General features: G+C 73.2%; 29 protein-coding genes. 17 read left to right on the plus strand and 12 right to left on the minus strand.

Features of this window, described 5'->3' with window-relative positions:
- Nucleotides 1-5 precede the first annotated feature (5 nt).
- Entirely contained in the window at nt 6-734 is a 729-nt protein-coding gene (locus OHS58_RS07560; RefSeq protein WP_328647668.1) for an SDR family NAD(P)-dependent oxidoreductase, read from the minus strand.
- Nucleotides 735-858: 124 nt separating this feature from the next.
- On the opposite strand from OHS58_RS07560, the gene OHS58_RS07565 reads away from it, so the two are divergent.
- Genes OHS58_RS07565 through OHS58_RS07575 form a run of 3 tightly spaced genes read left to right on the plus strand, consistent with a single transcriptional unit; the run spans nt 859 to nt 3,148 of the window.
- A complete protein-coding gene (locus OHS58_RS07565) occupies nt 859-1,440 on the plus strand; it encodes a carboxymuconolactone decarboxylase family protein (protein WP_326950557.1) in 582 nt (193 codons plus the stop codon).
- The gene (locus OHS58_RS07570) at nt 1,437-2,309 is read left to right on the plus strand and encodes a fumarylacetoacetate hydrolase family protein (RefSeq protein WP_328647669.1); all 873 of its coding nucleotides are present in this window, start codon (nt 1,437-1,439) and stop codon (nt 2,307-2,309) included. Before OHS58_RS07565 ends, OHS58_RS07570 begins: the two co-directional genes overlap by 4 nt.
- The gene (locus OHS58_RS07575; protein WP_328649779.1) at nt 2,309-3,148 is read left to right on the plus strand and encodes a fumarylacetoacetate hydrolase family protein; all 840 of its coding nucleotides are present in this window, start codon (nt 2,309-2,311) and stop codon (nt 3,146-3,148) included. Before OHS58_RS07570 ends, OHS58_RS07575 begins: the two co-directional genes overlap by 1 nt.
- Nucleotides 3,149-3,261: 113 nt before the next feature.
- On the opposite strand, the gene OHS58_RS07580 is transcribed toward OHS58_RS07575, so the two are convergent.
- The gene (locus OHS58_RS07580; RefSeq protein ID WP_328647670.1) at nt 3,262-3,483 is read right to left on the minus strand and encodes a hypothetical protein; all 222 of its coding nucleotides are present in this window, start codon (nt 3,481-3,483) and stop codon (nt 3,262-3,264) included.
- 89 nt (nt 3,484-3,572) lie between these two features.
- Between OHS58_RS07580 and ligD (OHS58_RS07585) the strand changes: the two genes are divergently transcribed.
- From ligD (OHS58_RS07585) to OHS58_RS07610, 6 genes are all read left to right on the plus strand, one after another.
- Nucleotides 3,573-4,493, plus strand: coding sequence for a non-homologous end-joining DNA ligase (gene ligD / locus OHS58_RS07585; protein WP_328647671.1), 921 nt, complete (start codon nt 3,573-3,575; stop codon nt 4,491-4,493).
- 246 nt (nt 4,494-4,739) lie between these two features.
- Nucleotides 4,740-5,144, plus strand: a complete 405-nt coding sequence (locus tag OHS58_RS07590; protein WP_247052785.1) for an STAS domain-containing protein — start codon at nt 4,740-4,742, stop codon at nt 5,142-5,144.
- A 60-nt stretch (nt 5,145-5,204) separates the two neighbouring features.
- Nucleotides 5,205-5,624 (plus strand): DUF6292 family protein, encoded by a 420-nt coding sequence (locus OHS58_RS07595; protein ID WP_247052783.1) that lies wholly within the window; start codon nt 5,205-5,207, stop codon nt 5,622-5,624.
- A 198-nt stretch (nt 5,625-5,822) separates the two neighbouring features.
- Nucleotides 5,823-6,812 (plus strand): non-homologous end-joining DNA ligase, encoded by a 990-nt coding sequence (gene ligD, locus OHS58_RS07600; protein ID WP_326950551.1) that lies wholly within the window; start codon nt 5,823-5,825, stop codon nt 6,810-6,812.
- A gap of 41 nt (nt 6,813-6,853) precedes the next feature.
- Nucleotides 6,854-7,282 carry a GyrI-like domain-containing protein gene (locus tag OHS58_RS07605; RefSeq protein ID WP_328647672.1) on the plus strand — a complete coding sequence of 143 codons (429 nt, stop codon included), beginning with the start codon at nt 6,854-6,856 and terminating at the stop codon, nt 7,280-7,282.
- On the plus strand, nt 7,279-7,743 hold the full coding sequence (locus tag OHS58_RS07610) for a GNAT family N-acetyltransferase (RefSeq protein ID WP_328647673.1): 465 nt from the start codon (nt 7,279-7,281) through the stop codon (nt 7,741-7,743). The genes OHS58_RS07605 and OHS58_RS07610 overlap by 4 nt, the downstream gene beginning before the upstream one ends.
- 15 nt (nt 7,744-7,758) lie before the next feature.
- Here OHS58_RS07610 and OHS58_RS07615 read toward each other — a convergent pair whose 3' ends face one another.
- Complete coding sequence (locus tag OHS58_RS07615) at nt 7,759-8,268, minus strand: hypothetical protein (protein WP_328647674.1); 510 nt, start codon at nt 8,266-8,268, stop codon at nt 7,759-7,761.
- 157 nt (nt 8,269-8,425) lie between these two features.
- Here OHS58_RS07615 and OHS58_RS07620 point away from each other — a divergent pair, with 157 nt between their 5' ends.
- The gene (locus OHS58_RS07620) at nt 8,426-8,767 is read left to right on the plus strand and encodes a DoxX family protein (protein ID WP_328647675.1); all 342 of its coding nucleotides are present in this window, start codon (nt 8,426-8,428) and stop codon (nt 8,765-8,767) included.
- On the opposite strand, the gene OHS58_RS07625 is transcribed toward OHS58_RS07620, so the two are convergent.
- On the minus strand, nt 8,768-9,592 hold the full coding sequence (locus OHS58_RS07625; RefSeq protein WP_328647676.1) for an alpha/beta fold hydrolase: 825 nt from the start codon (nt 9,590-9,592) through the stop codon (nt 8,768-8,770).
- A gap of 89 nt (nt 9,593-9,681) precedes the next feature.
- On the opposite strand from OHS58_RS07625, the gene OHS58_RS07630 reads away from it, so the two are divergent.
- Nucleotides 9,682-9,987 (plus strand): hypothetical protein, encoded by a 306-nt coding sequence (locus tag OHS58_RS07630; RefSeq protein WP_328647677.1) that lies wholly within the window; start codon nt 9,682-9,684, stop codon nt 9,985-9,987.
- A 7-nt stretch (nt 9,988-9,994) separates the two neighbouring features.
- Here OHS58_RS07630 and OHS58_RS07635 read toward each other — a convergent pair whose 3' ends face one another.
- Entirely contained in the window at nt 9,995-11,017 is a 1,023-nt protein-coding gene (locus tag OHS58_RS07635; protein ID WP_328647678.1) for an alpha/beta hydrolase, read from the minus strand.
- 134 nt (nt 11,018-11,151) lie between these two features.
- On the opposite strand from OHS58_RS07635, the gene OHS58_RS07640 reads away from it, so the two are divergent.
- From OHS58_RS07640 to OHS58_RS07650, 3 genes are read left to right on the plus strand one after another with little or no spacing between them, the layout of a single operon-like run.
- Entirely contained in the window at nt 11,152-11,826 is a 675-nt protein-coding gene (locus tag OHS58_RS07640; RefSeq protein WP_328647679.1) for a hypothetical protein, read from the plus strand.
- Nucleotides 11,826-12,377 carry a DUF6529 family protein gene (locus OHS58_RS07645; protein WP_328647680.1) on the plus strand — a complete coding sequence of 184 codons (552 nt, stop codon included), beginning with the start codon at nt 11,826-11,828 and terminating at the stop codon, nt 12,375-12,377. Before OHS58_RS07640 ends, OHS58_RS07645 begins: the two co-directional genes overlap by 1 nt.
- A gap of 10 nt (nt 12,378-12,387) precedes the next feature.
- Nucleotides 12,388-12,804 carry a Rieske (2Fe-2S) protein gene (locus OHS58_RS07650; RefSeq protein WP_328647681.1) on the plus strand — a complete coding sequence of 139 codons (417 nt, stop codon included), beginning with the start codon at nt 12,388-12,390 and terminating at the stop codon, nt 12,802-12,804.
- Between the two features lie 54 nt (nt 12,805-12,858).
- Here the strand turns inward: OHS58_RS07650 and OHS58_RS07655 are convergent, their stop codons facing one another.
- Nucleotides 12,859-13,428 carry an Ltp family lipoprotein gene (locus tag OHS58_RS07655; protein WP_328647682.1) on the minus strand — a complete coding sequence of 190 codons (570 nt, stop codon included), beginning with the start codon at nt 13,426-13,428 and terminating at the stop codon, nt 12,859-12,861.
- 218 nt (nt 13,429-13,646) lie between these two features.
- Nucleotides 13,647-15,326: a hypothetical protein gene (locus OHS58_RS07660; protein ID WP_328647683.1), complete on the minus strand. Its 1,680-nt coding sequence runs from the start codon at nt 15,324-15,326 to the stop codon at nt 13,647-13,649.
- Nucleotides 15,327-15,503: 177 nt separating this feature from the next.
- Between OHS58_RS07660 and OHS58_RS07665 the strand changes: the two genes are divergently transcribed.
- Complete coding sequence (locus OHS58_RS07665; protein ID WP_328647684.1) at nt 15,504-16,424, plus strand: DUF3800 domain-containing protein; 921 nt, start codon at nt 15,504-15,506, stop codon at nt 16,422-16,424.
- Here OHS58_RS07665 and OHS58_RS07670 read toward each other — a convergent pair.
- Together OHS58_RS07670 and OHS58_RS07675 are read right to left on the minus strand one after the other, a co-directional pair.
- Complete coding sequence (locus OHS58_RS07670) at nt 16,414-17,829, minus strand: serine/threonine-protein kinase (protein WP_328647685.1); 1,416 nt, start codon at nt 17,827-17,829, stop codon at nt 16,414-16,416. The genes OHS58_RS07665 and OHS58_RS07670 overlap by 11 nt on opposite strands.
- Nucleotides 17,830-17,949: 120 nt before the next feature.
- Entirely contained in the window at nt 17,950-18,423 is a 474-nt protein-coding gene (locus OHS58_RS07675) for a CAP domain-containing protein (protein ID WP_328647686.1), read from the minus strand.
- A 302-nt stretch (nt 18,424-18,725) separates the two neighbouring features.
- On the opposite strand from OHS58_RS07675, the gene OHS58_RS07680 reads away from it, so the two are divergent.
- Nucleotides 18,726-19,634, plus strand: coding sequence for an NAD-dependent protein deacetylase (locus OHS58_RS07680; RefSeq protein WP_328647687.1), 909 nt, complete (start codon nt 18,726-18,728; stop codon nt 19,632-19,634).
- Here OHS58_RS07680 and OHS58_RS07685 read toward each other — a convergent pair.
- The 3 genes from OHS58_RS07685 to OHS58_RS07695 all read right to left on the minus strand — a co-directional run bounded on the left by OHS58_RS07685 (nt 19,565) and on the right by OHS58_RS07695 (nt 21,796).
- Entirely contained in the window at nt 19,565-20,185 is a 621-nt protein-coding gene (locus OHS58_RS07685; RefSeq protein ID WP_328647688.1) for a TIGR03086 family metal-binding protein, read from the minus strand. The genes OHS58_RS07680 and OHS58_RS07685 overlap by 70 nt on opposite strands.
- A gap of 167 nt (nt 20,186-20,352) precedes the next feature.
- Nucleotides 20,353-20,808, minus strand: a complete 456-nt coding sequence (locus OHS58_RS07690; RefSeq protein WP_328647689.1) for a group II truncated hemoglobin — start codon at nt 20,806-20,808, stop codon at nt 20,353-20,355.
- A gap of 40 nt (nt 20,809-20,848) precedes the next feature.
- Entirely contained in the window at nt 20,849-21,796 is a 948-nt protein-coding gene (locus tag OHS58_RS07695; protein WP_328647690.1) for an NAD(P)/FAD-dependent oxidoreductase, read from the minus strand.
- Between the two features lie 77 nt (nt 21,797-21,873).
- On the opposite strand from OHS58_RS07695, the gene OHS58_RS07700 reads away from it, so the two are divergent.
- A complete protein-coding gene (locus OHS58_RS07700; protein ID WP_328647691.1) occupies nt 21,874-22,461 on the plus strand; it encodes a helix-turn-helix domain-containing protein in 588 nt (195 codons plus the stop codon).
- Nucleotides 22,462-22,464: the final 3 nt, after the last annotated feature.

Raw genomic sequence — 22,464 nt, forward strand, 5'->3', positions numbered from 1 at the left:
TCTCCTTAGACGAGGGTGCGGCCGCCGTCGGCGTACAGGATGTGTCCCGTGACGAACGCCGAGCGGTCGGAGCAGAGGAACAGGACGGGGCCGACGAGGTCGTCGACGGTGCCGAGACGCCCGGCCGGGACCAGCGACGTCAGGCCGTCGCGGACGCCGGGCTTCTCGAGGTGGTGGCGGGTCAGCCCGGTCTCGGTGTAGCCGGGCGCGACGGCGTTCACCGTGACGCCGCTGGCCGCCCACTCCCGGGCCATCACCCGGGCGAGCTGGTTGACGCCGCCCTTCGTGGCGGCGTACGGCGCGTGGTGCGGGTGCGCGAGCAGCCCGGACACCGACGAGAGGTAGACGATCCGGCCGTGCCCGGCCGCCACCATCACCTCGCCCGCGGCCTTGCCGGTCCAGAACGCGCTGCCCAGGTTGAGCGTGACGATGTCGTCCCAGACCTCGTCCGGGGTCTCGAGCACCGGGCGCCGGTCGTTGACGCCGACGGCGTGCACGAAGACGTCGAGGCCGCCCAGCAGCTCGGTGGCGCGGGCGACGCAGTCGCGGCTGCCCTCGGCCGTGGTCAGGTCCGCCCGCAGCGTCTTGGTCCCGACGGCGGCCAGCCGCTCCTCGTCGACGTCGGCGACCACGACGTCGGCGCCCGCCTCGGCGAGCGCGGCGGCGACCCCGCCCCCGATCCCGCCGGCGCCCGCCACCAGGGCCTTCCGCCCGCCCAGCCCGAGCCAGTCCACCCGCACGCTCCTTCACCGTTCGTGGTCCGCCCGACGCTAGGTCCGGAGCCCGGGCCGGGAAACGGCCGTGCCATTGGTTGGCAGATCCGGGCGCGCGGGCCAGAGGCGCTGGTGGGATGGCGGCATGAGCAGGCTGCCGCACCTCACCCCCGACGACCTGGACCCCGAGCAGCGGGCGCTGTACGACGAGATCACCGGCGGACCCCGCGCGGCCGGGCCGCAGCGGTTCTCCCTGAAGGACGACGAAGGACGGCTCGCCGGCCCGTTCAACGCGATGCTCGTCGCGCCCCCGGCCGGGCAGGCGCTGCAGGCGCTCGGCGCCGCGATCCGGTACGAAACGACGTTGAGCGACCGCGTCCGGGAGCTGGCGATCCTCGCCGTCGCGGCCCGCTGGGCCAGCGCGTTCGAGCAGCACGCCCACGAGCCGCACGCGCTCGCCGCCGGGCTCACCGGGGCGCAGGTCGAGGCCGTCCGCGCGGGTGCGATCCCGGACCTGGCCGATGAGACCGAGCGGGCCGCGCTGCGGTTCGTGTCCGCGCTCCTGCGCGAGGAGGACGTCGACGACGTGACCTACGCCGAGGTCGTGCCAATCATTGGCAACCGGATGGCCGTCGAGCTGACGACTTTGGTGGGCTACTACGCGACGCTGGCCCTCCAGCTGCGTGTGTTCCGCGTGGCCGACCCCGCAGGAAGTGGACTCCGATGAAGCTCGTCACCTTCAACGACAACCAGGTCGGGCGCATCGCCGACGACCAGGTGCTGGAACTCGACACCGCCTCGACGCGCGAGTTCTTCGAACGCGACCGGGACGTGCCCGAGACCGGCCGCCGCTACCCGCTGGCCGACGTGCGCCTGTGCGCGCCGATCGTGCCGAAGAAGTTCTTCCACACCGCCGGGAACTTCCGCGAGCACCATGAGGACCTCGTCCGGGTGAACTGGTCGCACCCGGTCAACAAGGGCATCGTCTTCTTCCAGAACGTCGACGCGATCATCGGCCCGGAGGAGCCGATCGTCTACCCGTCGCACCTGACGTCCGAGCTGGACTACGAGCTGGAACTGGCGATCGTGCTCGGCAAGCCGGGCAAGTTCTTCACCGCCGAGCAGGCGGCCGAGCACATCGGCGGCTACCTGGTCTTCAACGACATCACCGCGCGCGACATCCAGCGCCGCGAGATGGAGTCGGGCGTCTTCTCCTTCTCCAAGGCCATCGAGACGTTCTGCCCGATCGGCCCGTACATCGTGACGGCCGACGAGATCGAGGACCCGCACAACCTGGACATGGAGCTGCGCGTCAACGGCCAGGTCCGGCAGAAGTCCAACACCGGGCGGATGTCCGTGTCGATCCCGCAGCTCATCGCGTACCACTCGCCGCAGACCTACAGCGCGGGCGACCTCATCACCACCGGCACGGTCGCCGGCGTCGCGGCCAGCACCGAAGACCCGTTCGCGAACTACCTCAAGCCCGGCGACGTCGTCGAGGCCGAGATCGAGGGCATCGGCGTGCTGCGCAACCCGGTCGTGTCCTGGCAGGACGCCCACGGCACGCCGCCGCCGGCCGCGGACCAGTGGGTCTGATGCGCCTGTCCACAGTGGACGACCGCGCGGTCCTGGTCGCCGGCGACGGCGTCATCGACGTCGCCGGCGCCAGCGACGGCCGGTTCGGCCCCGATCCGATGGCCGTCCTCGAGGAGTGGACGGCGTTCCGGGTGTGGGCGGCGAACGCGGCGCTGCCCGCGGCGGAGCCCCTGGCCGGCCGCGCGCTCGACGCGCCCGTGCCGCGGCCGCGCCAGGTCTTCGCGGTCGCCCTCAACTACCCGCCGCACGCCGCCGAAGCGGGCTACCAGCCGCCCGCCGATCCGCTGGTGTTCACCAAGTTCCCGAGCTGCATCACGGGCCCGGACACCACGGTGGAGCTGCCCGGCGACCGCGTCGACTGGGAGGTCGAGCTGGTCGCGGTGATCGGCGTCGGCGGGCACCGGATCCCCGCCGGGGACGCGTGGCACCACGTCGCCGGGCTGACCGTCGGGCAGGACCTGTCCGAGCGCGGCATCCAGCTGCTCGGCACGCCGCCGCAGTTCTCGCTCGGCAAGTCGTTCCCGGGCTTCGGCCCGACCGGCCCGGCCCTGGTGACGCCGGACGAGTTCGCCGACCCCGGCGACCTCCGGCTGGTCACCGAGCTGAACGGCACGGTCGTCCAGAAGGCGCGGACCGGCGAGATGATCTTCGACGTGCCGGAGCTGATCGCGCGGCTGTCGGCGATCTGCCCGCTGCTGCCGGGCGACCTCGTCTTCACCGGCACGCCGGCGGGCGTGGGCAACCGGATGAGCCCGCCGCGCTACCTCGGGCCGGACGACGTGCTCGTCAGCCGGATCGAGGGGATCGGGGAGCTGCGCACCCGCTTCCGGGCCGCCTGACGCCACACCCGGCCGAGTCTTCGGTGATCGCCCGGCGTGACCGGCCGCGGCAGGTCGCGCCGGGCGTCGCCGAGCCGGCCGGCGTCGCGATCGGGCGGCGGTCCGCGCGGCCGCTAGTCCCGGTCGCCGGCCGCTTTGGCGCGGTCGTGGGCCCAGCCCGTCAGGGCGACGCCGATCGCCGTCACGACCAGGTAGCAGACCAGCGTCCCCGCGAACCCCGCGTCGAGCCAGGCGAGCAGGCCGAGGTTCCCGTGGTCGATCAGCAGCCGGATCGCGCCCTGCGCGCCGGCCACCAGCAGCACCATCCCCAGCACCTGCAGCACCCCGAACTTCATGCTGTCCCCCTCCCGTTGTTGATACGACTGCATCATAACCAGGAGTGACCAGCGCGCTCAACCCCCGGGAGCGCGGTAGCGTGTCCGGCGTGGCGGGGAGCCGGATCACGGTGCGGGTGGGCGAGCGGCAGCTGACGCTCTCGAACCTCGAAAAGGTGCTCTACCCGAAGACCGGGTTCACCAAGGGCGAGGTGCTCGACTACTACACGCGGATCGCTCCCGTGCTGCTGCCGCACATCCACGACCGGGCGATGACCTTCGTGCGCTTCCCCGACGGCGTCACCGGCGGCTCGTTCTTCGAGAAGGACGTCTCCCGGCACGCCCCGGAGTGGGTCCGCACCGCGAGCCTCACCGTCGCCGGCCGCGGCAAGGAACCCGAGATCGTCAACTACCCGCTGATCAACGACCTGCCCGAGCTCGTCTGGGCGGCCAACCTCGCCGCGCTCGAACTGCACGTCCACCAGTGGACCGTCGTGGACGGTGACGAGCGGAGCCTGCCGGACCGGCTGGTGTTCGACCTCGACCCGGGCCCCGGCGCGACCGTCGTCGACTGCTGCCGGGTCGCCGAGCGGCTCTACGACGTGCTGGCCGACGACGGCTTCAGCCCGGTCGCGAAGACCAGTGGCTCCAAGGGCATGCAGCTCTACGCGGGCGTGGTGACCGCCGACGCCGGGGAGACGTCGCAGTACGCGAAGGCGCTGGCCGAGCGGCTGGCCGGCGAGACCCCGGATCTGGTCGTCGCGCGGATGACGAAGACCCTGCGCCCGGGCAAGATCTTCATCGACTGGAGCCAGAACAACCCGTTCAAGACCACGGTGGCGCCGTACTCGCTGCGCGGGCGCGACGAGCCGACGGTGTCCACTCCGGTCACTTGGGACGAGGTCCGCGCCTGCCGGCACGTCACGCACCTGCGGTTCACCGCGGACGAGGTCCTGGAGCGCGTCGACGAACTCGGCGACCTCTTCGCGGACGTCGAGCGGACGCGCGTGCCGATTCCGGCATTCGGCTGAATTTCGGAAAACGCAATTCTCCGCCGATTCGCCTCCGGTTCTCGCGGTGGCCGCCGGGATGCCGCGAAGAATTGCCGGACACCAGCCTGACCAGCGCTATTTGATCGTCCACAACGGACCCGTGCACGTGCAGACGGGCGTGTCGGTGCACGACCCATCGGCCGGGCGGTTCCCGTTGTGCGCCAAGGTGGACGGACTCGGTACGGTCTACGCGTAAACCGTCAGCATGAGCCGCCGGAGCCGGTCATGAGAATCCAGAAACCACCGCGGCTTTCGCGGGCATTCGGCCGCAGTTCGCCGGGCGCGTTGTGCGAGCCGTTCGCGGTCACCACGGTGCTCGAAGGGGCCAGGAGCACGGTCGTCACCGTGGCCGGTGACATTGATCTCGCCACCGTCGGAATTCTTGTCGAATGTGGGGAAACCGCGATTCGCGCGGGTGGCGTGCTCGTGCTCGACCTCGGCCAGGTGCGGTTCTGCTCCGGGGTCGGCCTCCGCGCGCTGCACCGGCTGCAGGGCGCGGCCGAGGAAGCGGCCGTCCCGGTCGCCTGGGTGGTGCGGACCCCGCGGCTGTGGCGGTTGCTGCGAGGAGCCGGTGCCACCGGCTTCTCCTGCTACCGGGACCGCGCCGACGCGCTCGCCGCCGTCGGCTGATCCCGGCACGACCGGCCGGGCAGGGCGCCCGGCCGGCTTCGGAGGAGGGAAAGGAAACGGGTGTCCGGCCTGATCGACGCCGATCTCGAGTTCTGGTTCCAGCGCGGCTTGCGCGCCTACCTCGGCGAGGTGGCCCGGGCACTGGGCTTCGGCCTCGAGTCGTGCACCGTGGACGTCGACGTCCCGGTGTCGGCCTACCTCGCCGTCGACTGGCGGCTGCGGCGCTTCCCCGAGCGCGACGTCGCCCTGCTGTGGGACGAGGTGCACGGCTGGGCGGTCGCGGTCGAGGCGGCGTGCGGGGAGGAGATGATCGTGCTGGCCTACCTGGGCGGGGCCGACATCCTGCCGGACCCCCGGGTGATCGTCCGGTTCCTGGCCGCGCTGCGCGCCGGTGACCTGGCCCCGGACGGGCTGGGTTCCCCGGTGTTGCGCCGCGCCGGGAGCCACCAGGACCTGCTGCCGCTGCTGCCGACCGGCTAGGCGCTGTCCTGTGAGTCTGCTCGATGGGCTTCGTGATCCAGGTGGTTCCTGGCGGTGCGGGCGGGTCGCCCTCGTACCGGGGGTTGTACTCGGGTGAGCCGCCCGTGCCGTCAGGGGCCGCCTGGGCGCGAAGACCGCGAGCTTGACTCGCAGGACAGCGCCTAGGCACGCGGGCCCCCATCCTCCACACTGGACGGCATGGTGGGGACGAGCACGGTGCCGGACGCGGTGGCGCCGATGCTGGCCGTCGACGGGCCGCTCCCGGACGACGACCAGCACGGCTACGAGTGGAAGTGGGACGGGTTCCGCGGGTGCGTGCGCGTCGCGGGCACCGGCGAAACCCGGATCACCAGCCGCAGCGGCAGCGACCACACGGCCCGGTACCCGGAGCTGGGCGACGTCTTCGGACCCGCGCTCGGCGGCCGGGCCGCCGTGCTGGACGGCGAGGTCGTCGCGCTGAACCCGGCCGGGCGGCCGGAGTTCGAGCTGATGCAGCGGCGCGCCATGTACGAGCCGACGCCGAAGCTGCGCGCGGAGGTCCCGGTCGTCTACTTCGCCTTCGACCTGCTGTGGCTCGACGGCGAGTCGCTGCTGAACCTGCCGTACGCGCAGCGGCGCGAGCTGCTCGCCGGACTGCTCCAGCCGGCGGACGGCCGGATCGTCGTGCCGCCCTGGTACACCCGCGCCGACATCGCGCCGGCGCAGCTGCTGGCGACCGCGGCCGAGCACGGCATCGAGGGCGTCGTCGCGAAGCGCCTGGACGCGCCGTACCTGCCCGGCGCGCGGTCGCCGGTGTGGACCAAGCGCGCGCTGACCCACACGGCCGAGGTGGTCGTCGGCGGCTGGCGGCCCGGTGCCGGCCGCCGCGCGGGCACCCTGGGCGCGCTCCTGCTGGGCGCCTACGACGACGAAGGCGCGCTGGTCTACCTCGGCGACGTCGGCACCGGCTTCTCCGACGACGCGCTCGAGCACCTCAGCGGCGTGCTCGCGTCGCTGGCCCGCCCGGCGAGCCCGTTCGACACCGAGGTCCCGCGCGACCGCGCCCGCGGCGCCCGGTGGGTCGAGCCGTCGCTGGTCGGCGAGGTCGTCTACCGGCGGTTCACCCCGGACCGGCGGCTGCGGCACACGTCGTGGCGCGGCCTGCGCCCGGACCGCACACCGGCCGAGATCGGGCTGCCCCCGTTGTGAAGTAGCGGAAACTGTCGGTGCCGCGTGGTTGCATGGACACCATGACGACCTCGGTCCTGCACGCCCCACCCACGCGCATCCACCGCCCGGAGGTCCCGGTCATGGAGCAGACCACCGCCGACGAACTGCCGAGCATCCAGGAACTCTGGCCGGTGTTCGAGCGGCTCGTCGGGCTGCGCGGCCGCAAGATGTACGGGCGGGCCGACGTCAAGGCGGGCACCTACACGGCGTGCACGCCGATCAAGGAGGAAGACCGGCCGGCGGAACTCGGGCTGGCGACCGGGATCCTGCCCGGTGGCTGGTACCTGCGCGGGAACCTGACCGGTGAGCCGCCGGGCATCTTCGAGAAGATCGGCGCCGGGATGGCGGAGCTCGAGGGCGCCGGGCCGATCGACGACAGCCGCCCGCTGGTCGAGTTCTACCGCCGGTACGACGCCATCGAGCTGTGGGTCCCGGTGTTCCCGGCATGAGCTCGCCGGTGCGGCTGGTCGAGATCACCGACGCCAACCGGGATGCCGTGTGCGCGCTGCACGTGCACCCCGGTCAGCAGCGGTTCGTCGCGTCGGTGGCGCGGTCCCTGGAGGACGCGGCGACGACGCCGGAGGGCGAGCCCTGGTACCGGGCCGTCTACGCGGGCGATGAGCCGGTCGGGTTCGTCATGCTCAGCTGGGACGTGCCGCCCGGGCGCCCGGGTGTCCTCGGGCCGTACTTCCTGTGGCGGCTGCTGATCGACGCGCGGCACCAGGGGCACGGTTACGGCCGTGCGGTGCTCACGCTCGTCGCCGGCCTCGTGCGCGCGGACGGCGGCACCGAGCTGCTCACCAGTCACCAGCCGGACGAGGACGGACCCGGGCCGTTCTACCGGAAGTTCGGCTTCCGGCCGACCGGCGAGATCGACGACGGGGAGGTGGTCCTGCGGCTCGCACTGTGACACTCAAAAGCTGAATCACATCAGCAGGAAGGCCACGTACACCCCGCCGCCGGCGGCGGCCAGGCCGATGAGGAAACCCACCCACCGCGGGATGTCGTAGTCCTCCAGCAGGAATTCGCGCACGAGCGCGACGAGGAGGCCGATCGAGGCGAACACGATGATGCCGACGTCGTTGCCGACGGTGTTGCGCAGGTCCACGACGGTGCCGTTCTTGCGCACGGACACGATGTCGTTCGTCGTCCGCGACACCTGCACCACGACCAGCGTGCCCGGTTCGGTGTCGAGGGCCTGCTGTTCGTCGCCGAACTCGAAGTCCCCGGTCGCGCTGCGGACGGTGATGAAGTAGGTCGTGTACCCGGTCGAGTCCTGGGACGACTGGTGGTACACGTCCCGGTGCCCGACGACCGTGCCCTCGATGCTGTAGGTCGGCGCGTCTCGCACGTCGAGGTCGTGCACGGCGTAGGTCAGGAAACCGGCCGGGAGACCGAACCAGAAGAGGGTGCCGAACAGGCGCAGCACGAGCATCGCCCAAGCGTGCTCGCGCACGGCGTCCGGGGGGAGGGGACAACGGCCCTCAAGGGGTGATTACGGTCACGTCGATCGCTGTCACACGGACGCGGCGGCGGGGGTCGAGCAGGTGACGGACCCGAACCGCGGGGCCGGAAACCCTTGAGGAGCCCCGATGTCCACCGCTCACCTGATCGTCAGCATCGCCGGTGCCGCCATGGCCGGGTTCTCGGCCTTCTCGGTCTTCACCCACGCGAAGTGGGTCGTGGAGCCGCTCGCCGAGTACGGCGTGCCCCGCTCGTGGTGGCCGTGGCTCGGCACGGCCAAGGCCGCCGGCGCGGCCGGGTTGATCGCGGGCCTGGTCGTCCCGGCGATCGGCGTCGCCGCCGGGATCGGCCTGGTGCTCTACTTCACCGGCGCCCTCATCACGGTCGCGCGGGCGAAGTCGTGCGCGCACCTGGCTTTCCCGCTGGTGTACGTGGCGCCCGTCGTCGCTTCGCTGGCGCTGGCGTCCTGATCAGTGGCGCGCGAGCCACGCGAGGGCGTCGGCGGCGTGGTCGAGCACCGAGAGGTGCCCGTCGGCCGGGTGCGGCCGGAACTGCGCGGTGGGGCAGTGCGCGGCGAGCCACTTGCCGTGCGACGCGGGGATCAGCCGGTCGCGGCCGCCGTGCACCAGCAGCAGGGGAGCGGTGATCAGCGCCGGATCGCAGCCCCACGGGGTGACGTAGGCGAGATCGTCGTCGATCAGGGCGCCCGGCCCGGCCGCCAGCGCCGGCCCGACGACGTCGTTCAGCCACGCCTGCGAACCGTTGAGCGCGGCCAAGTCCGCGTCGGTGAAGACGCCGGGATCGAACTCGGCGGCGGCCTCGTACTTCTCCTTGGCCACACGACCTTCGGCAGCGGCGCGCAGGGAAGCCGCGCTGGCCGAGGCCATGCCGCCGAACCAGTCGAGCCCCGCGGCGTCGAAGGGCGCCATCGCGGAAATGCTCACGACGGCGAGGACCCTCGCCGGCAGCAGGGCCCCGCAGGCGAGGGCGTGCGCCCCGCCACCGGAGTGCCCTGCGACGGCGAATTCGTCGATACCGAGCGCGTCGACGACGGCGGCGGTGCACGCGGCGGCGTTGGCGACGTCCCGCCCGGGAAGGGGCGTGGAGCCGCCGTAACCGGGCCGGTCGTAGGACACCCACCGGACGTCGTGCCGCGCCCGGACGAGCGGCGGGGGCGGCGTACCGACGTTGGGCGTCCCGTGGTGCCAGACCACGGTGAGCCGCGCGGGCGTCCCGGTGTCGTAGACGTGCAGGGTCCGCCCATCGGGCAGCACCAGATCGGTCTCGGTCACCATCCCCCGAGCCTAGCGGCGGCCGTCCCGCTGTAACGAAACCCCGGCGCCGGCCGTCGGAGGACCACGACACCACCACGAGAGGAGCCGACATGAGCGACGGGAACTACGCGATCCTGGGCGACGCCCAGTATCCCGTCAAGATCTGGTTCCACGAACCTTCGCAGACCATGCATCTGACCTGCAATGACCCTGGTCTGACTGACGAGGACGGGGCTAGGCCGGGTTTCCGGGTGAAATTCAATGCCAACCCGCGTTCAGCTGACTACAACCCGGCCACGTTCAACCGCCTCGCTCGATACCTGCGGGAGCACGGCAAGCCCGCCCCAGACGCAGTCGCATTGCACCCGCGTGACTTGCCTCTGCGTGACCAGGTGATCGAGCAGGCGGGCGGCTGAACCTCCGTCAGCGGGCCAGCCGTTCCGCCAGCCAGGCCAGCGAAAGCGGGTAGCGGTAGTCGATCGCGGCGTGGCCGGCGTCGAACAGCTCGAAGTGCACCCGCTCGTCCGGGACGCCCGCCTTCGCGAGCTGGTCCCGGAACGCCTGCGCGCCGACATCGAGGTAGTACTCGTCGCGCGTGCCCGCGTCGATCCAGACCGCGCGCAGGGACCGGAGTGCCTCGGCGTGGCCGGGCGCCATCCGGACCGGGTCCCAGTCCAGCCAGCGCTGCCACGTCTCCGGGCGCAGCACGCCAGTCGCGGGGTCGAACGGCAGCTCCGGGCGGCCGTCCGCGCCCGGCGAGAAACAGGCGGAGACGCCGATCAGCTGCAGCAGGTTCGCGTCCTCCGGCTTGGTGAACGCCGGACGGGCGCGGAAGTCCGCCCACCACCGCTGGATGTCCTGGTCGTAGCCGCGCAGGGCGCGGACGGCGTCGCCGAAGTCGGGGACGTAGCAGAGTTCGTACAGCGTGTCGCCCGCGTGGGTGGCCAGCGCGCCGAACAGGTCCGGGCGCAGCATCGGCGTGATCATCGCGCCGAAGCCGCCCGACGACTTGCCCGTGATCGCGCGGGATTCGCGGTCCGGGATGGTGCGGTAGTGCTCGTCGACCCACGGCACGATCTCGTCGCACAGGTACGAGTGGTACCGCCCGGTGCCGGGCGAGTCGACGAACTGCGAGCCCCCGTAAGCGGTCCACGCGTCGACGTACACCACGACGCAGCCCGGCGCCCCGGCGGCGAAGACCGCGTCGGCCGTCTCGGGGAACGGCTGCCGGAACGCTGTGCGGTTGGCCCACATCGCCAGGTGCCCGGTGTAGCCCTGGATCACGTACACCGCGGGATAGCGTTCGGCGGAGTCGTCGTAGCCCGGTGGGACGTACACCCACAGCGGCCGCTCGTGCGGGTCGCCGAGCGGATTGCCGCGCAGCAGCGCGGAGTTCACGGTGTGCCGGTCGAGCCGGCCGGCGAGGTCGCCGTCCCAGGGCAGCATGGCGCCAGTCAACCACGCGCGCCGACCACTTGCAGGGGCTAAGCGATAGCTCTTTTCCTCGCGTAGCGTTGAGCCGCTCGGCTCCGACGTCCGTGTCAAGGGCACGGTGGTGGAGAGGGAATGCGGGGACGATCATGAAACATCCGGGACCGTTGTTCACCCTGCTCGCGGGCGTCGCGCTCGCCGGCGGGATCGGGGTAGCCAACTTGGCGACGGGGACCGGCGCGCCGCCGGTCGCCGGCGCCGCTAACGCCGCGGGCGCGCCGCCCACGGCACAGCCGACACCAACGACATCAACGACCCAGCCGGCCAAGACGGTCGACGCGCCCGCGCGGGCCGACTACGCCGGGCACGTCGACGGCGGCGGCGCGTCGGTCGCGGTGTCGGTCCGCGACGGCCACGCGATCGCCTACGTCTGCGACGGCAAGAAGGTCGAGGCCTGGCTGCAGGGCGTGACCGTCGGCGGGAAGCTGGACCTCAAGGGCACCAAGGGCGCGAACCTCGCCGGCAGCTACGACGCCGCGGCGGTGACCGGCTCGGTCACGGCGGGCGGCAAGACGTGGAAGTTCACCGCGGGTCCGGCGAAGAAACCCGCCGGGCTCTACCGCGCGACGCCGAAGGTGAAGGGCAAGGGCGCGAAGGTCGGCTGGATCGTCCAGGCCGACGGCAGCCAGGTCGGCATCCTCACCACGGACGACGACCAGCAGTCGATCGCCGCACCGGCCCTCGACCCGGCGGCCGGGACCGCGACGGTCGACGGCGCGCCGGTGACCGCCGAGGCGATCAGCGGGATCGCGGGTGGGTTCTGATGACCGCGCCCGCGAGGAACAACCGCGCCGGGGCCGCGCTCCTCGTGCCGCTGGCGATCGGCGCCGTCGTCGCGGTGGCGCTCGGCGTCTATGGCAACCTGCACACACCCACCGGCGTGGCCATCAACGTCGCGGGCTTCTCGAGCCCGCAGGCGGTGAAGGCGTGGCTCGCCACGGTCGTCGTCGTGCTGGCCATCGTGCAGCTGGTCACGGCGCTGGTGCTGTACGGCAAGCTCGGGAGCGGCGCGCCCGCGTGGATTGGGCCGGTGCACCGCTGGTCGGGGCGCCTGGCGTTCCTCGTGTCGATCCCGGTGGCGCTGCACTGCCTGTACGCGCTCGGGTTCCAGTCGTTCGACACCCGCGTGCTGCTGCACTCCCTGCTGGGCTGCTTCTTCTACGGCATCTTCGTCGTGAAGATGTTGCTGCTGCACAAGGACGGCGCGCCCGGCTGGTCGCTCCCGGTCGTCGGCGGGCTGGTCTTCACCGCGCTGGTCGGCCTCTGGCTGAGCGCGTCGCTGTGGTTCTTCACCCAATCCGGCTTGACCTTCTAGGGGGACGATCGTGCGCGAAGAGGAAACGCTGGCCCGCCGGACGGCGCTCGCGGTGCTGGGCGCCGGCTTGGTGGCCGGCTGCAGCACCTACGGCGGCGGCACGAACGGGACGTCCGCACCGCCACCCGCCGCGGGCAGCGGCACCGAGCTGGGCGCGGCGGCCGACGTCCCGGTCGGCGGCGGAAAGGTGTTCGCGGACAAGCAGGTAGTGGTGACGCAGCCCGCGGCGGGGACGTTCGCCGCGTTCTCGGCGATCTGCACCCACCAGGGCTGCGCGGTCGACGCCGTCGCGGACGGCACCATCAACTGCCCCTGCCACGGCAGCAAGTTCAAGATCGCCGACGGCTCGGTGGCGGCGGGCCCGGCGAATCAGCCACTGGAGAAGAAGACGGTGACGGTCACCGGCGGCAAGATCACGCTGGCCTGATCTCGCCAGGCAGGCTTCTGCGGACCGGCCACGATGGGGATCAGGCGCTCGGCTTCACTTGCACGCGTCGGTCCGGCCGGCTCCGTAGGCGGCCTGCGCCTTGGTGTAGCCCTCACCGGCAGACGACGAGAGCTGCTGCTTCAGGCCTGAGCAGGAGAACGACGTGAAGCTCAGGTAGCTCTCGGCCGACTTGACGGCCTGCGCGTTCCAGTCGACCGACAGGCTGTCCACGGCTTCGGTGGCCACGGCTTTCGGAAACCCTTCACCAGCGTCCGACGACAGCTGCCGGATCAGGCCGTTGCGTGAGAACGCGCTGAAACCGAGGTAACTCTGCGCCTTGTCGCGAGCCATCTCCACCTGCGGCGAGAACTGTGCGGCCGCCTCCACTGTGCTCGTTTCGTCGTTGCGGCTCGAGCTGGTCGGCGACGGCGCGCTGGTCGGCGACGGCGTGCTGGGCGGGTAGGTGGCCGGCTGGGTAGTGGCAGGCTGGCTGGTGGTCGGCTGGTCGGTGGCCGCGGCGGGCTGTTCGGTCGGCGCGGACGCGCGAGTCGTCGGGCTGTTGCACGCCGTGGCGATGACGAGCAGGGCGATGCCGATGCCGACGCCGATAACGATCTTCTTCATGGTGGTTCGCTCTTTCCGAGTTGTCGTCCCCCGGGCGGTGCAGGCGCAGCGGGTGGCGGAAGATCAGCGATGCTTCACGGCGCCGCCCGGCCATCTGGCGGTGGTCCGGAGCGACCGGCGGTGGTGGCGACGGTGTTGTCGATAAGGTCGAAAACGGCGTCCACTGTGTTACTCCTGCGTGGACTGGAGTTGTCCATGCCGCCGCCTTGCTGCGGACCCTAGGCGTAGGCCTTCGCGATCGTCATCTGCCGCAGCGGCGGGGCCTGGTCCGCGGCCTGGACCGTCCACAAGGGATTCGCCGGGTCCGGGTCGCCGTAGAGGAACGTCTTGGCGCTGCAGGCGAACCGGGCGTTCAGGCCGGCCACCGGGGGCGCGCCGCCGGTGACGCCGAGGCACTGCAGGCCGCCGTCCAGGGCGAGGAGGAACGGGTTCGCCGTGCCGTCGCCCTGGGGCGGCGACGGCAGGGTCCCGGTGTAGGTCAGCAGCACGGCCTTCGTCGCCGTGGACGGGCAGACGACCTGGTGTCGCGCGTTCGGCGCCGTGGCGGCGAAACACGGGTCGTACACCTTGTCCTTGACCGCGCAGCGGTAGGCGTCGTGCCGGCCGGACACCGTCGACGCCGCCGAGCAGGTGCCGGTCGCGGCCGTCGTGCGGATGCCCGCGGTGACGCGCGTGCCGGTCCACGGCCGGTACGCGACGGTCTGGGTGAACCGCTCGGTGCCGCTGCCCACGGTCAGCGGCACCGCGAAGGCGGGGCCTTTCGCGGCGTCGGCGAGCCAGCCGGTCACCGGGCCGATCCCGGCGGCCAGGAAGCTGTGCAACGCGCCCGCGTCCGCCGTGCCGCACGGCGTCAACGCGGCCCAGACCTCGGCCGCGACCTGGGCGAACGGCCGGTCGGCGGCGTAGTGCGCGGCGCCGGCGTCCGCCGCGCAGGCCAGCACGCCGGGGTCCTGCTCGAGCTCGCCCGGCCGGGCGAGCGCCATGCCGAACAGCGCCGCCGCGCGGTGGGCCGTCCACGCCAGGGCAAGCCCGAGGTACGGGCCGGGGTCGGCCTGGCCGCGGATGCTCGCGGGCAGCCGCTCGACCGGGACGTCGTAGGTGACGCCGGCGCCGGGCCAGAGCAGGTCGCGCAGCCGGGGCTGCGGGAACAGCTGGACGGTCGCGGTGCTCGGCGCGGCGGTGCGGGCGCTCGGTGCCGGCCAGCCCGGCGGCAGGACGATCCGGTAGGGCACCCGCGCGTTCGACGTCAGGGTGACGCTCGCGCCGCTGCCGTCCTCGGTCACGCACGCCCCGACCGGTGCCCGCGCGTCGGCCGGCCCGCCCAGTTCCACCGTGACGCCGGCCGTGCTCGCCGCGCGCCCGAGGCACGTCGGCGGCGGATCGGCCGCCGCCTGGGCGACGTCGCGGCCCAGCGCGGCGAAGTCGAGCAGGCCGCCCCAGAACGCGCCCTCGGGGGCCAGGTCGGCGACGATCCGGCGGGTCGACGCGTCGTAGGAGGCGAGCGCGAGGCGCGTCCCGTTCGCGGTGACGACGACCGGCGCGAACCCGGACGGCGGCGCGGCGGGCACCGCGATCCGCACCTGGACCGGGAGCCGCGGCGGCGCGCCGGCGTCGAAGGTCAGCTCGGCGCCCCCGCCGGTCCGGCGGGCCACCGGCGTCAGGGCGCCCGGCTCCGGCGCGGCGTGCGCGGCCAGCCGGGTGCCGGCCAGGACGGCGTCCGGGGGCACGACGACCTCGACGTCGCCGACGGTCAGCGTCGCGCCGGCCGCTCCGGACACCGCGGCCGCGTCCCCGGCGCCGGCCAGCCGTTGCTGCACCAGCACCCCGGCGGCCCCCAGCAGCAGCACGACCACGGCCGCCGCCAGGGCGAGCCGGGCCGGCCCGTGGTCCGTGCTCATCCGCACCTCCCAGCACCTGCTCGTCCAGTCTCCGGACGGCGCGGTCGTCAGCCGTCGTCGCCCAACCGTGACCGCGTCGCATTATGGGCCCCCGGGTGGCGCGCACGCGAGGCTTCGGCCGGGATCACCGCAGGTAAGAACTCGCCGCCGCCCGGTTCGTCTGGCACCATCGGGCGGGTGAACCCGGTCGAGATCGCCTGCGACGAGTCGGGTTCGGAGGGGGAGAACCTCGTCGGCGGCGAGACGGACGTCTTCGTGCACGCCGGGATCCGGATGTCCCCGGCGGCGGCCGAGGCCTGCGTGCGGGAGATCCGCCGCCGCATCGGGTCGCCCGCCGAGGAGTACAAGGCGAACCACCTGCTGCGCGCCAAGCACCGGCCGGTGCTCGAATGGCTGCTCGACCCGGCGGGCCCGCTGGCCGGCCGCGGGCACGTGCACCTGACCGACAAGACCTTCTTCGCCGTGCGGGCCGCGGTCACGCTGCTGGCCGAGCACGGCACCGCCGCCATGGCGCGCACCCTCCACCGCGAGGGCCCGGCCGCCTTCGGCGCCGACTGGGACTTCTTCCTCGCGGCCTTCACCAGCGTGCTGCGGCTCCGGCCACGCCGGGGCGTGCCGACGTCGCCCGCCGAGTTCTTCGCGCTGGTCACGAAGCTCGCCGAGACGCCGGGCGAAGCCGGCGAGATCATGGGCCGGTTCGCGGGCGGCGGCGACCGCGTGGCCGCCTACCGAGCCCGGCTGGCCACCGACGCGAGCGTCGTGCCGGTGCTGGATCCGCTGGTGCCCGCGGTGCTCCACACCATCCGGCACTGGAGCGCCGACGGCACCCCGGTCGCCCTGGTCCACGACGAGCAGCTCGCCCTGACCGCCGAGCGCGTGCTGCAGCTCAAGGCCACGCTCGGGTCCCGGCTGGCCGGCGTGCGGTTCGTCGACTCGCGGTCCGACGCCCGTGTCCAGATCGCCGACTTCCTCGCAGGCGTTGCCCGGCGGATCGCCTCCGAAGAGCTGAACGCCCGCGGTGACGCCACCTTGACCGCGCTCCTCCAGTCCTTTGTGGACGCGGACTCGGTCTGGGCCGGCCCGTTCGTCAGCAGGTGACGACCGCGACCGGCGACGACGTCGTGTCGAGCCGCTTGACGTAGGCGGCTCCGGTACGCCGCGCGCACGCGCTTTCCTTGCCGGTGAACGGACCGTCGAAGACGGCGTACACGTCGGCGCCGTCCACCTGCTGCCGCAGCGAACCGCAGCCGGTGCTCGGCGTGTGCAGGTAGCGCGCGCCCGGGTGGGCGTTCAGCAGCTGCTGGACATCGGTGCGGTAGCGGGCCGGCGTGACGGCGGAGCCGAGCACGACGACGTACGAGCCGTCGCACGCGGGTGTGCTCAGCGGCGTCGTCAGCCCGAGGTCGGCGGCGGGGACGACCGACGTCTGCACGGTCACCTGCGTGGTCGTCACCGGTGGCACGCTCGCCGGCGAGGACGTCGTCGGCGGCGGTGCCGTCGTCGAGGAGGTGGGTGCCGCCCCGGCCCGCGACGACGCCCGGTCGACCAGGAACCACGCGGCCACGGCCACCAGGGCCACCAGCGCCACCCCGGCGACCAGCCACGGCGCTTTCGAACTCCGCGGGACCGCGGGCGACGTCGTCCGGGTCGCCTGCCGGGTCGGGGGCGCGGCAGCGGGGACCGGGCGCGGGCCGCCGAGCGCGGCCCGCGCGGCGGCGGCCAGCTCCGTGACGCTCGCGAAGCGCTCGGCCGGGTCCTTCGCCATGCCGCGCGCGACGACGTCGTCGAACGCCGCGGGCAGGCCGGGCCGCAGCGAACTGGGCCGGGGCGGCGGCTGGTGCAGGTGGGCGCCGATCAGCGCCGCGGCCGTGGTCGCCGCGAAGGGCTTGCTGCCGGTCAGGCACTGGTGCAGCACGCAGGCCAGGGCGTAGACGTCGACGCGGTGGTCGGCGGGCGCGTCGGCGAACCGCTCCGGCGCCATGTAGTCGAGCGTGCCGACCGCGCCGCCGGTCGCGGTGAGCCCGGTCGCGGGCCCGGCCGCGCGGGCGATGCCGAAGTCCACGAGGTAGGCGAAGCCGGTCGGGCCGACGAGCACGTTCGACGGCTTGACGTCCCGGTGCACCAGGCCTTCGGCGTGCGCGGCGGCCAGGGCCTGCGCGACCTGGCCGACGACGTCGACGGCGTCGGCGGGGGCGAGCGGCCCACCGGCGGTGAGCCGGGAGCCGAGGTCGTCGCCCTCGACCAGGCGCATGTCGAGGTAGAGGCGCCCGTCGATCTCGCCGTAGGCGTGGATCGGGATGACGTGCGGCTCCCGCAGCCGCGCGACGGCGTGCGCCTCGCGCCGGAACCGCTCCTGGAAGTCGTGGTCGGCGGCGAACTCCGGGGCGAGCAGCTTCAGCGCCACGACGCGGTCGTGGCGCGTGTCGTAGGCGCGCAGCACCTCGCCCATCCCGCCGCGGGCGATCAGCGACTCCACCCGGTACGGCCCGAACTGCCAGCTCACGCGTCTTCCTCCACCACTCGCCAGGCGTGAGGAGACTACGCGATCCGGACGGCGACCGAGCGCGACCGGGGGACCGGGCGCCGGAGTCCACAGTGGATCATGGCGCCCGGTCCGGCCGGCCTACGTCCGGGGCGTCCCGAAGTCCTGCGTCCAGTACGCCTTCTTCGCCGAGTCGACGCTGTAGCCGATGCCGATCTCGCGCAGCGAGCAGTCGAGGATGTTGGCCCGGTGCACCGGGCTGTGCATCCACGCGTCGACGACCGCGGTGGGGGTGCGCCGCCCGGCCGCGATGTTCTCGGCCCACTGTGCCCAGCGGTACCCGGCGTCGGTGATCCGCACCGCGGGTCCCTCGCCCTTGCGGCCGGTATGGCTGAAGTAGCGGTACTTCGCCATTTCGTCGTTGTGCGCCTGGGCGGCCACGGCCAGCTGCGGGTCGCTGGTCAGCGGCTTGCACCCGTTCTGGACCCGGTTGCTGTTGGTCAGCTGGAGGACCTGGGCGGGGTAGAGGTCCGCGGCGGACGCGGGCGCGGACCACCCCGGGGCGAGCGCCGCCACCACCGCGGTCGCGCCGCAGGCCACCATTTTCCGGAACATCACAACCTCCTCGATGGACGGTTTTTGCCGACACCAGAGGACTGCGCCGGGGGACCGGGTGACCAAACCCGCCCGTTGGGACGGTTCCCGCCGGTACGGGCCGTGCCCGCGGAAGGCGGATTTTCACCGGACCGGAGACCGGCGGCACCGGCTGGGTGGATCTCCGGAGGACCTCCCCGACGAACAGTCGCGGCACGTGCAGGCTCACGTGCGGCGGAATCCTTGACCACCGTCGGCGAACGGAGCGGAATCCGGCGTCCGACGGCGCGCGCCGGTCCGGGAAGTCCACGTAGGCTGGTCCGGTGCGGACACGGCCCACCCTGACCTGGACCTCGACGGACGCGCCGCTGCCGCGGACGGCCGGCCTCGACGAGCTGACCGCCGTCGTCGCGCGTCGGCGGGTCGCGGTGCTGAGCGGCGCCGGCCTGTCCACGGAGTCCGGGATCCCCGACTACCGCGGCGAGAGCGGCAGCCTGCGCCGGCACACGCCGATGACCTACGACGAGTTCGTCACCAGCGACGCCGGCCGGCAGCGGTACTGGGCGCGCAGCCACCTCGGCTGGCGCACGATCGCCCGCGCCGACCCCAACGACGGTCACCGCGCGGTGACCGCCCTGCGCGACGGCGGGTACGTCGCCGGCGTGATCACCCAGAACGTCGACGGCCTGCACCAGGCGGCGGGCACCGCGGACGCCGTCGAGCTGCACGGCAGCCTCGACCGCGTGATCTGCCTGGACTGCCGGCGCACCAGCCCGCGCGCCGAGCTGGACCGGCGGCTGCGCGCGGCCAACCCGGACTTCGAGGGCACGGCGACCCGGATCAACCCGGACGGCGACGCCGAGCTGCCCGAGGACGTCGTGCGCCGGTTCGGCCTGGTGCCGTGCGCGGACTGCGTGTCCGGCGTGCTCAAGCCCGACGTGGTGTTCTTCGGCGAGAACGTGCCCCGGCCGCGTGTCGAGCAGTGCTTCCGGCTGGTCGACGACGCCGACGCGCTGGTGGTCCTCGGCTCGTCCCTGACGGTGATGTCCGGCCTGCGGTTCGTCCGGCACGCGGCGAACGCGGGCAAGCCGGTGGTGATCGTCAACCAGGGCGAGACCCGCGGCGACCGCTACGCGACGGTCCGGGTGGACCGGCCGCTGGGTCAGGCCCTGACCGAGCTGGCCGACCGGCTGGGCTGCCCGGTCAGCGGGGGTCGCGGCCGAACCGCGTGAGCAGCCGGTCCTGGCGTGACGCCGGGGGCGCGCCGGCCGGCGGGTCCGCGAAGAACCGGTCGACCGCGAGCCCGGCGAAGATGTCGTCGTAACCGTCGTCGACCCAGGCGACGAGGTCCGCGTCGAGCGTGTCGCCGGCCCCGAGCGCGCGCCAGGTCCCAGGTGTGCACGACGCTGTCGGCGGTCCGCACGGCCAGGGCCCGCCGCCCGGTCAGTTTGCCCATCGGGTAGTCGACGACGCGGTCGAGCGCGCCGCTCCCGGCGAACGCGTCCGCACAGGCCTCGGCCGACGCGGTGAACGCCGTGACCGGGTCGTCGCCGAGCGCGTCGGCGTCCCGCTGGGCCAGGAACTCCGCACCGGTGGCACCGCGGACGAGGCCGACGTAGTTGAGGTTGCCACGCGTCATGTGGTTGGCCAGCTGCCGGACGTCCCACTCGGGGCACGGCGTCGGCGCGCCCCAGCCGCCGGGTGGCACCGCGCGCAGGTGGTGTTCGAAACCCTTGGTCGCGCGGCGGAACCGGTCGAGGACGTCGTCGAAGGTGTCGGCCATGCCGCCGAGTCTGCCCGCCGCGCGAAGCCCGGACCGGCGGAAATCGGTCACGGCGTCCGGTGGACGAACCGGCCCGGGCGGGTTGGGGGGAAACGCGCCCGGGACGGCTCTGCGACGGACCTCCACAGCCAGTCGTTGCCCACAAGACGTCGCGGCCGCCCCGGGCGTTACACCGGCTGCAACCCGTTCCACGACCAGTGCGGCACGGCCAGGCCGGCGGGCACTTCTTCGGCAGGCCCCGGGTAGGTGAGCACCTCGGCCACCGCCCACTCCATGTAGGACCGCAGCGCGGCCCGGAACCCGGGATCGGCGGGCAGTCCCGCGTCGTCGGCGGCGAGCACGAAGCAGTCCACGAACCGGCGGCCGAGGTCGCTCATGTCGCCGTTGCCCGCGTGCATCCTGAGCATCGCCGAGTGGTCCGCGCACCCGGTGGAGAACCGCGGCGGGCCGCCCATCACCTCCGCCCAGTACCAGGCCAGCCGCTCCACGTGCTTCGGGTGCTGACCCGGGTGGGAGAACGGGTGGTTCAGCTCGGGATCGGCCAGGCAGCGTTCGTGGTGGGCGGCGGCCAGCGCGAGGAACGCGGGGTCGCCGCCGGCGAAGTCGTACAGCGTCGGGCGCACGGGCCGAGCCTGGCACGCGCGGCCCGGCAACACCAGCGCGTCAGCGCATCGCCGCACGTTCCGCCGCGGGCGTGAAGCCGCGGTAGGAGTCGATTGCCATGCGGACGTCCTCGGCGACGAGGTCGTGGTTGAGCGCTCCGGCGGCGGCCGCGCCCTGGGCCGCGGCGATGATCACGGTGGCCCGCGCGTCGACGACGTTGCCGGCGGCCCACACACCCGGCACGCTGGTCTGCCCGCTCGCGTCGACCTTGACGACGTCGTTCTCCACCGCGCAGCCGAGCTCGCGCAGGTGCGCGTCGTGCGGGACGGTCCGGGTGCGGATGAACAGCGCCGCCCGCGGCACGAACCGGCTGCCCAGCTCGACGCCGGCGAGCTCGCCGTCCTCGCGCCGCACCGCGGTCACGGTGCCCTCGACGACCCGGATGCCCCGCGCGTCGAGCCGCGTCCGGTCCTCTTCGGACGGCGGCGCGGTGTGGGCGAAGTAGACGACGTCCGGTGACCACTGGCGCACGAGCAGGGCGTGCTCGACGCTCGCGGCTTCGGTGCCGAGCACGCCGAGCGGCCGGTCGCGGACCTCGTAGCCGTGGCAGTAGGGGCAGGTCACCGCGTCGGTGCCCCAGCTTTCGCGCAGGCCGGGGAGGTCCGGGAGGTCGTCGTGGACGCCGGTGGCGTACAGGACGCGCCGCGCGGTCAGCACGCGGCCGCCGGCCAGGCGCAGCGTGAAGCCGGGCTCGAGGCTGGTGACGTCGTCGTCGACGAGGTCGACGCCGTACCCCGCGAGCTCTTCGCGGCCGATCTTGAGGAGCTCGTCCGGCGGCAGCCCGTCGCGGGAGAGGAAGCCGTGCATGTGGGCGGCGGGGGCGTTGCGCGGCGCGCCGCCGTCGACGACCGCGACGCGCCGCCGCGCCCGGCCGAGCATCAGGGCGGCGTTGAGGCCCGCGGCCCCGCCACCCACCACCACTACGTCGTAACTGCTGTTCTCGGTCATGCGGCCACCATGACCCCGGCGTCACGAATCCGACAACTTCTGTTGCCGTTTCCGGGACGAAGGAGTTTCCTGGGGGCATGATGGACGCGATCAACCAGGCACTGGCCGAGGTGGGCCCGCGGCTCAAGCGGGTCCGCACGCAGCGGCGGGTCACCCTCGCCGACCTCTCGGAGGCGACGGGCATCTCGAAGAGCACGCTGTCGCGCCTGGAGGCCGGCCAGCGCAAGCCGAGCCTGGAGCTGCTGCTGCCGATCGCGCAGGCCCACCAGGTCCCGCTGGACGAGCTGGTCGGCGCGCCGGAGGTCGGCGACCCGCGCGTCCGCCTGACGGCGCGGCGCATCCCGCGCCACAACGGCGCGACGATGACGGTGCTCCCGCTGACCCGCCAGCCGGGCGCGCCCCAGGCGTTCAAGATGATCCTCGAGCCGGAGACGGGCGAGCCGGACCCGCAGGTCCACGAGGGCTACGAGTGGTTGTACGTGCTGTCGGGACGGCTACGGCTGGTCCTGGCGGACCGCGACATGACGCTGGGTCCGGGCGAGGCGGCGGAGTTCGACACGCGCCTGCCGCACTGGTTCGGCGCGGTCGACGGGCGGCCGGCGGAGATCCTGAGCCTGTTCGGCAAGCAGGGGGAGCGGCTCCACCTGCGCGCGAAGTCCCGCTGACGG

The sequence above is a fragment of the Amycolatopsis sp. NBC_00348 genome (genome assembly GCF_036114655.1).
In the GTDB taxonomy this organism is placed as follows: domain Bacteria; phylum Actinomycetota; class Actinomycetes; order Mycobacteriales; family Pseudonocardiaceae; genus Amycolatopsis.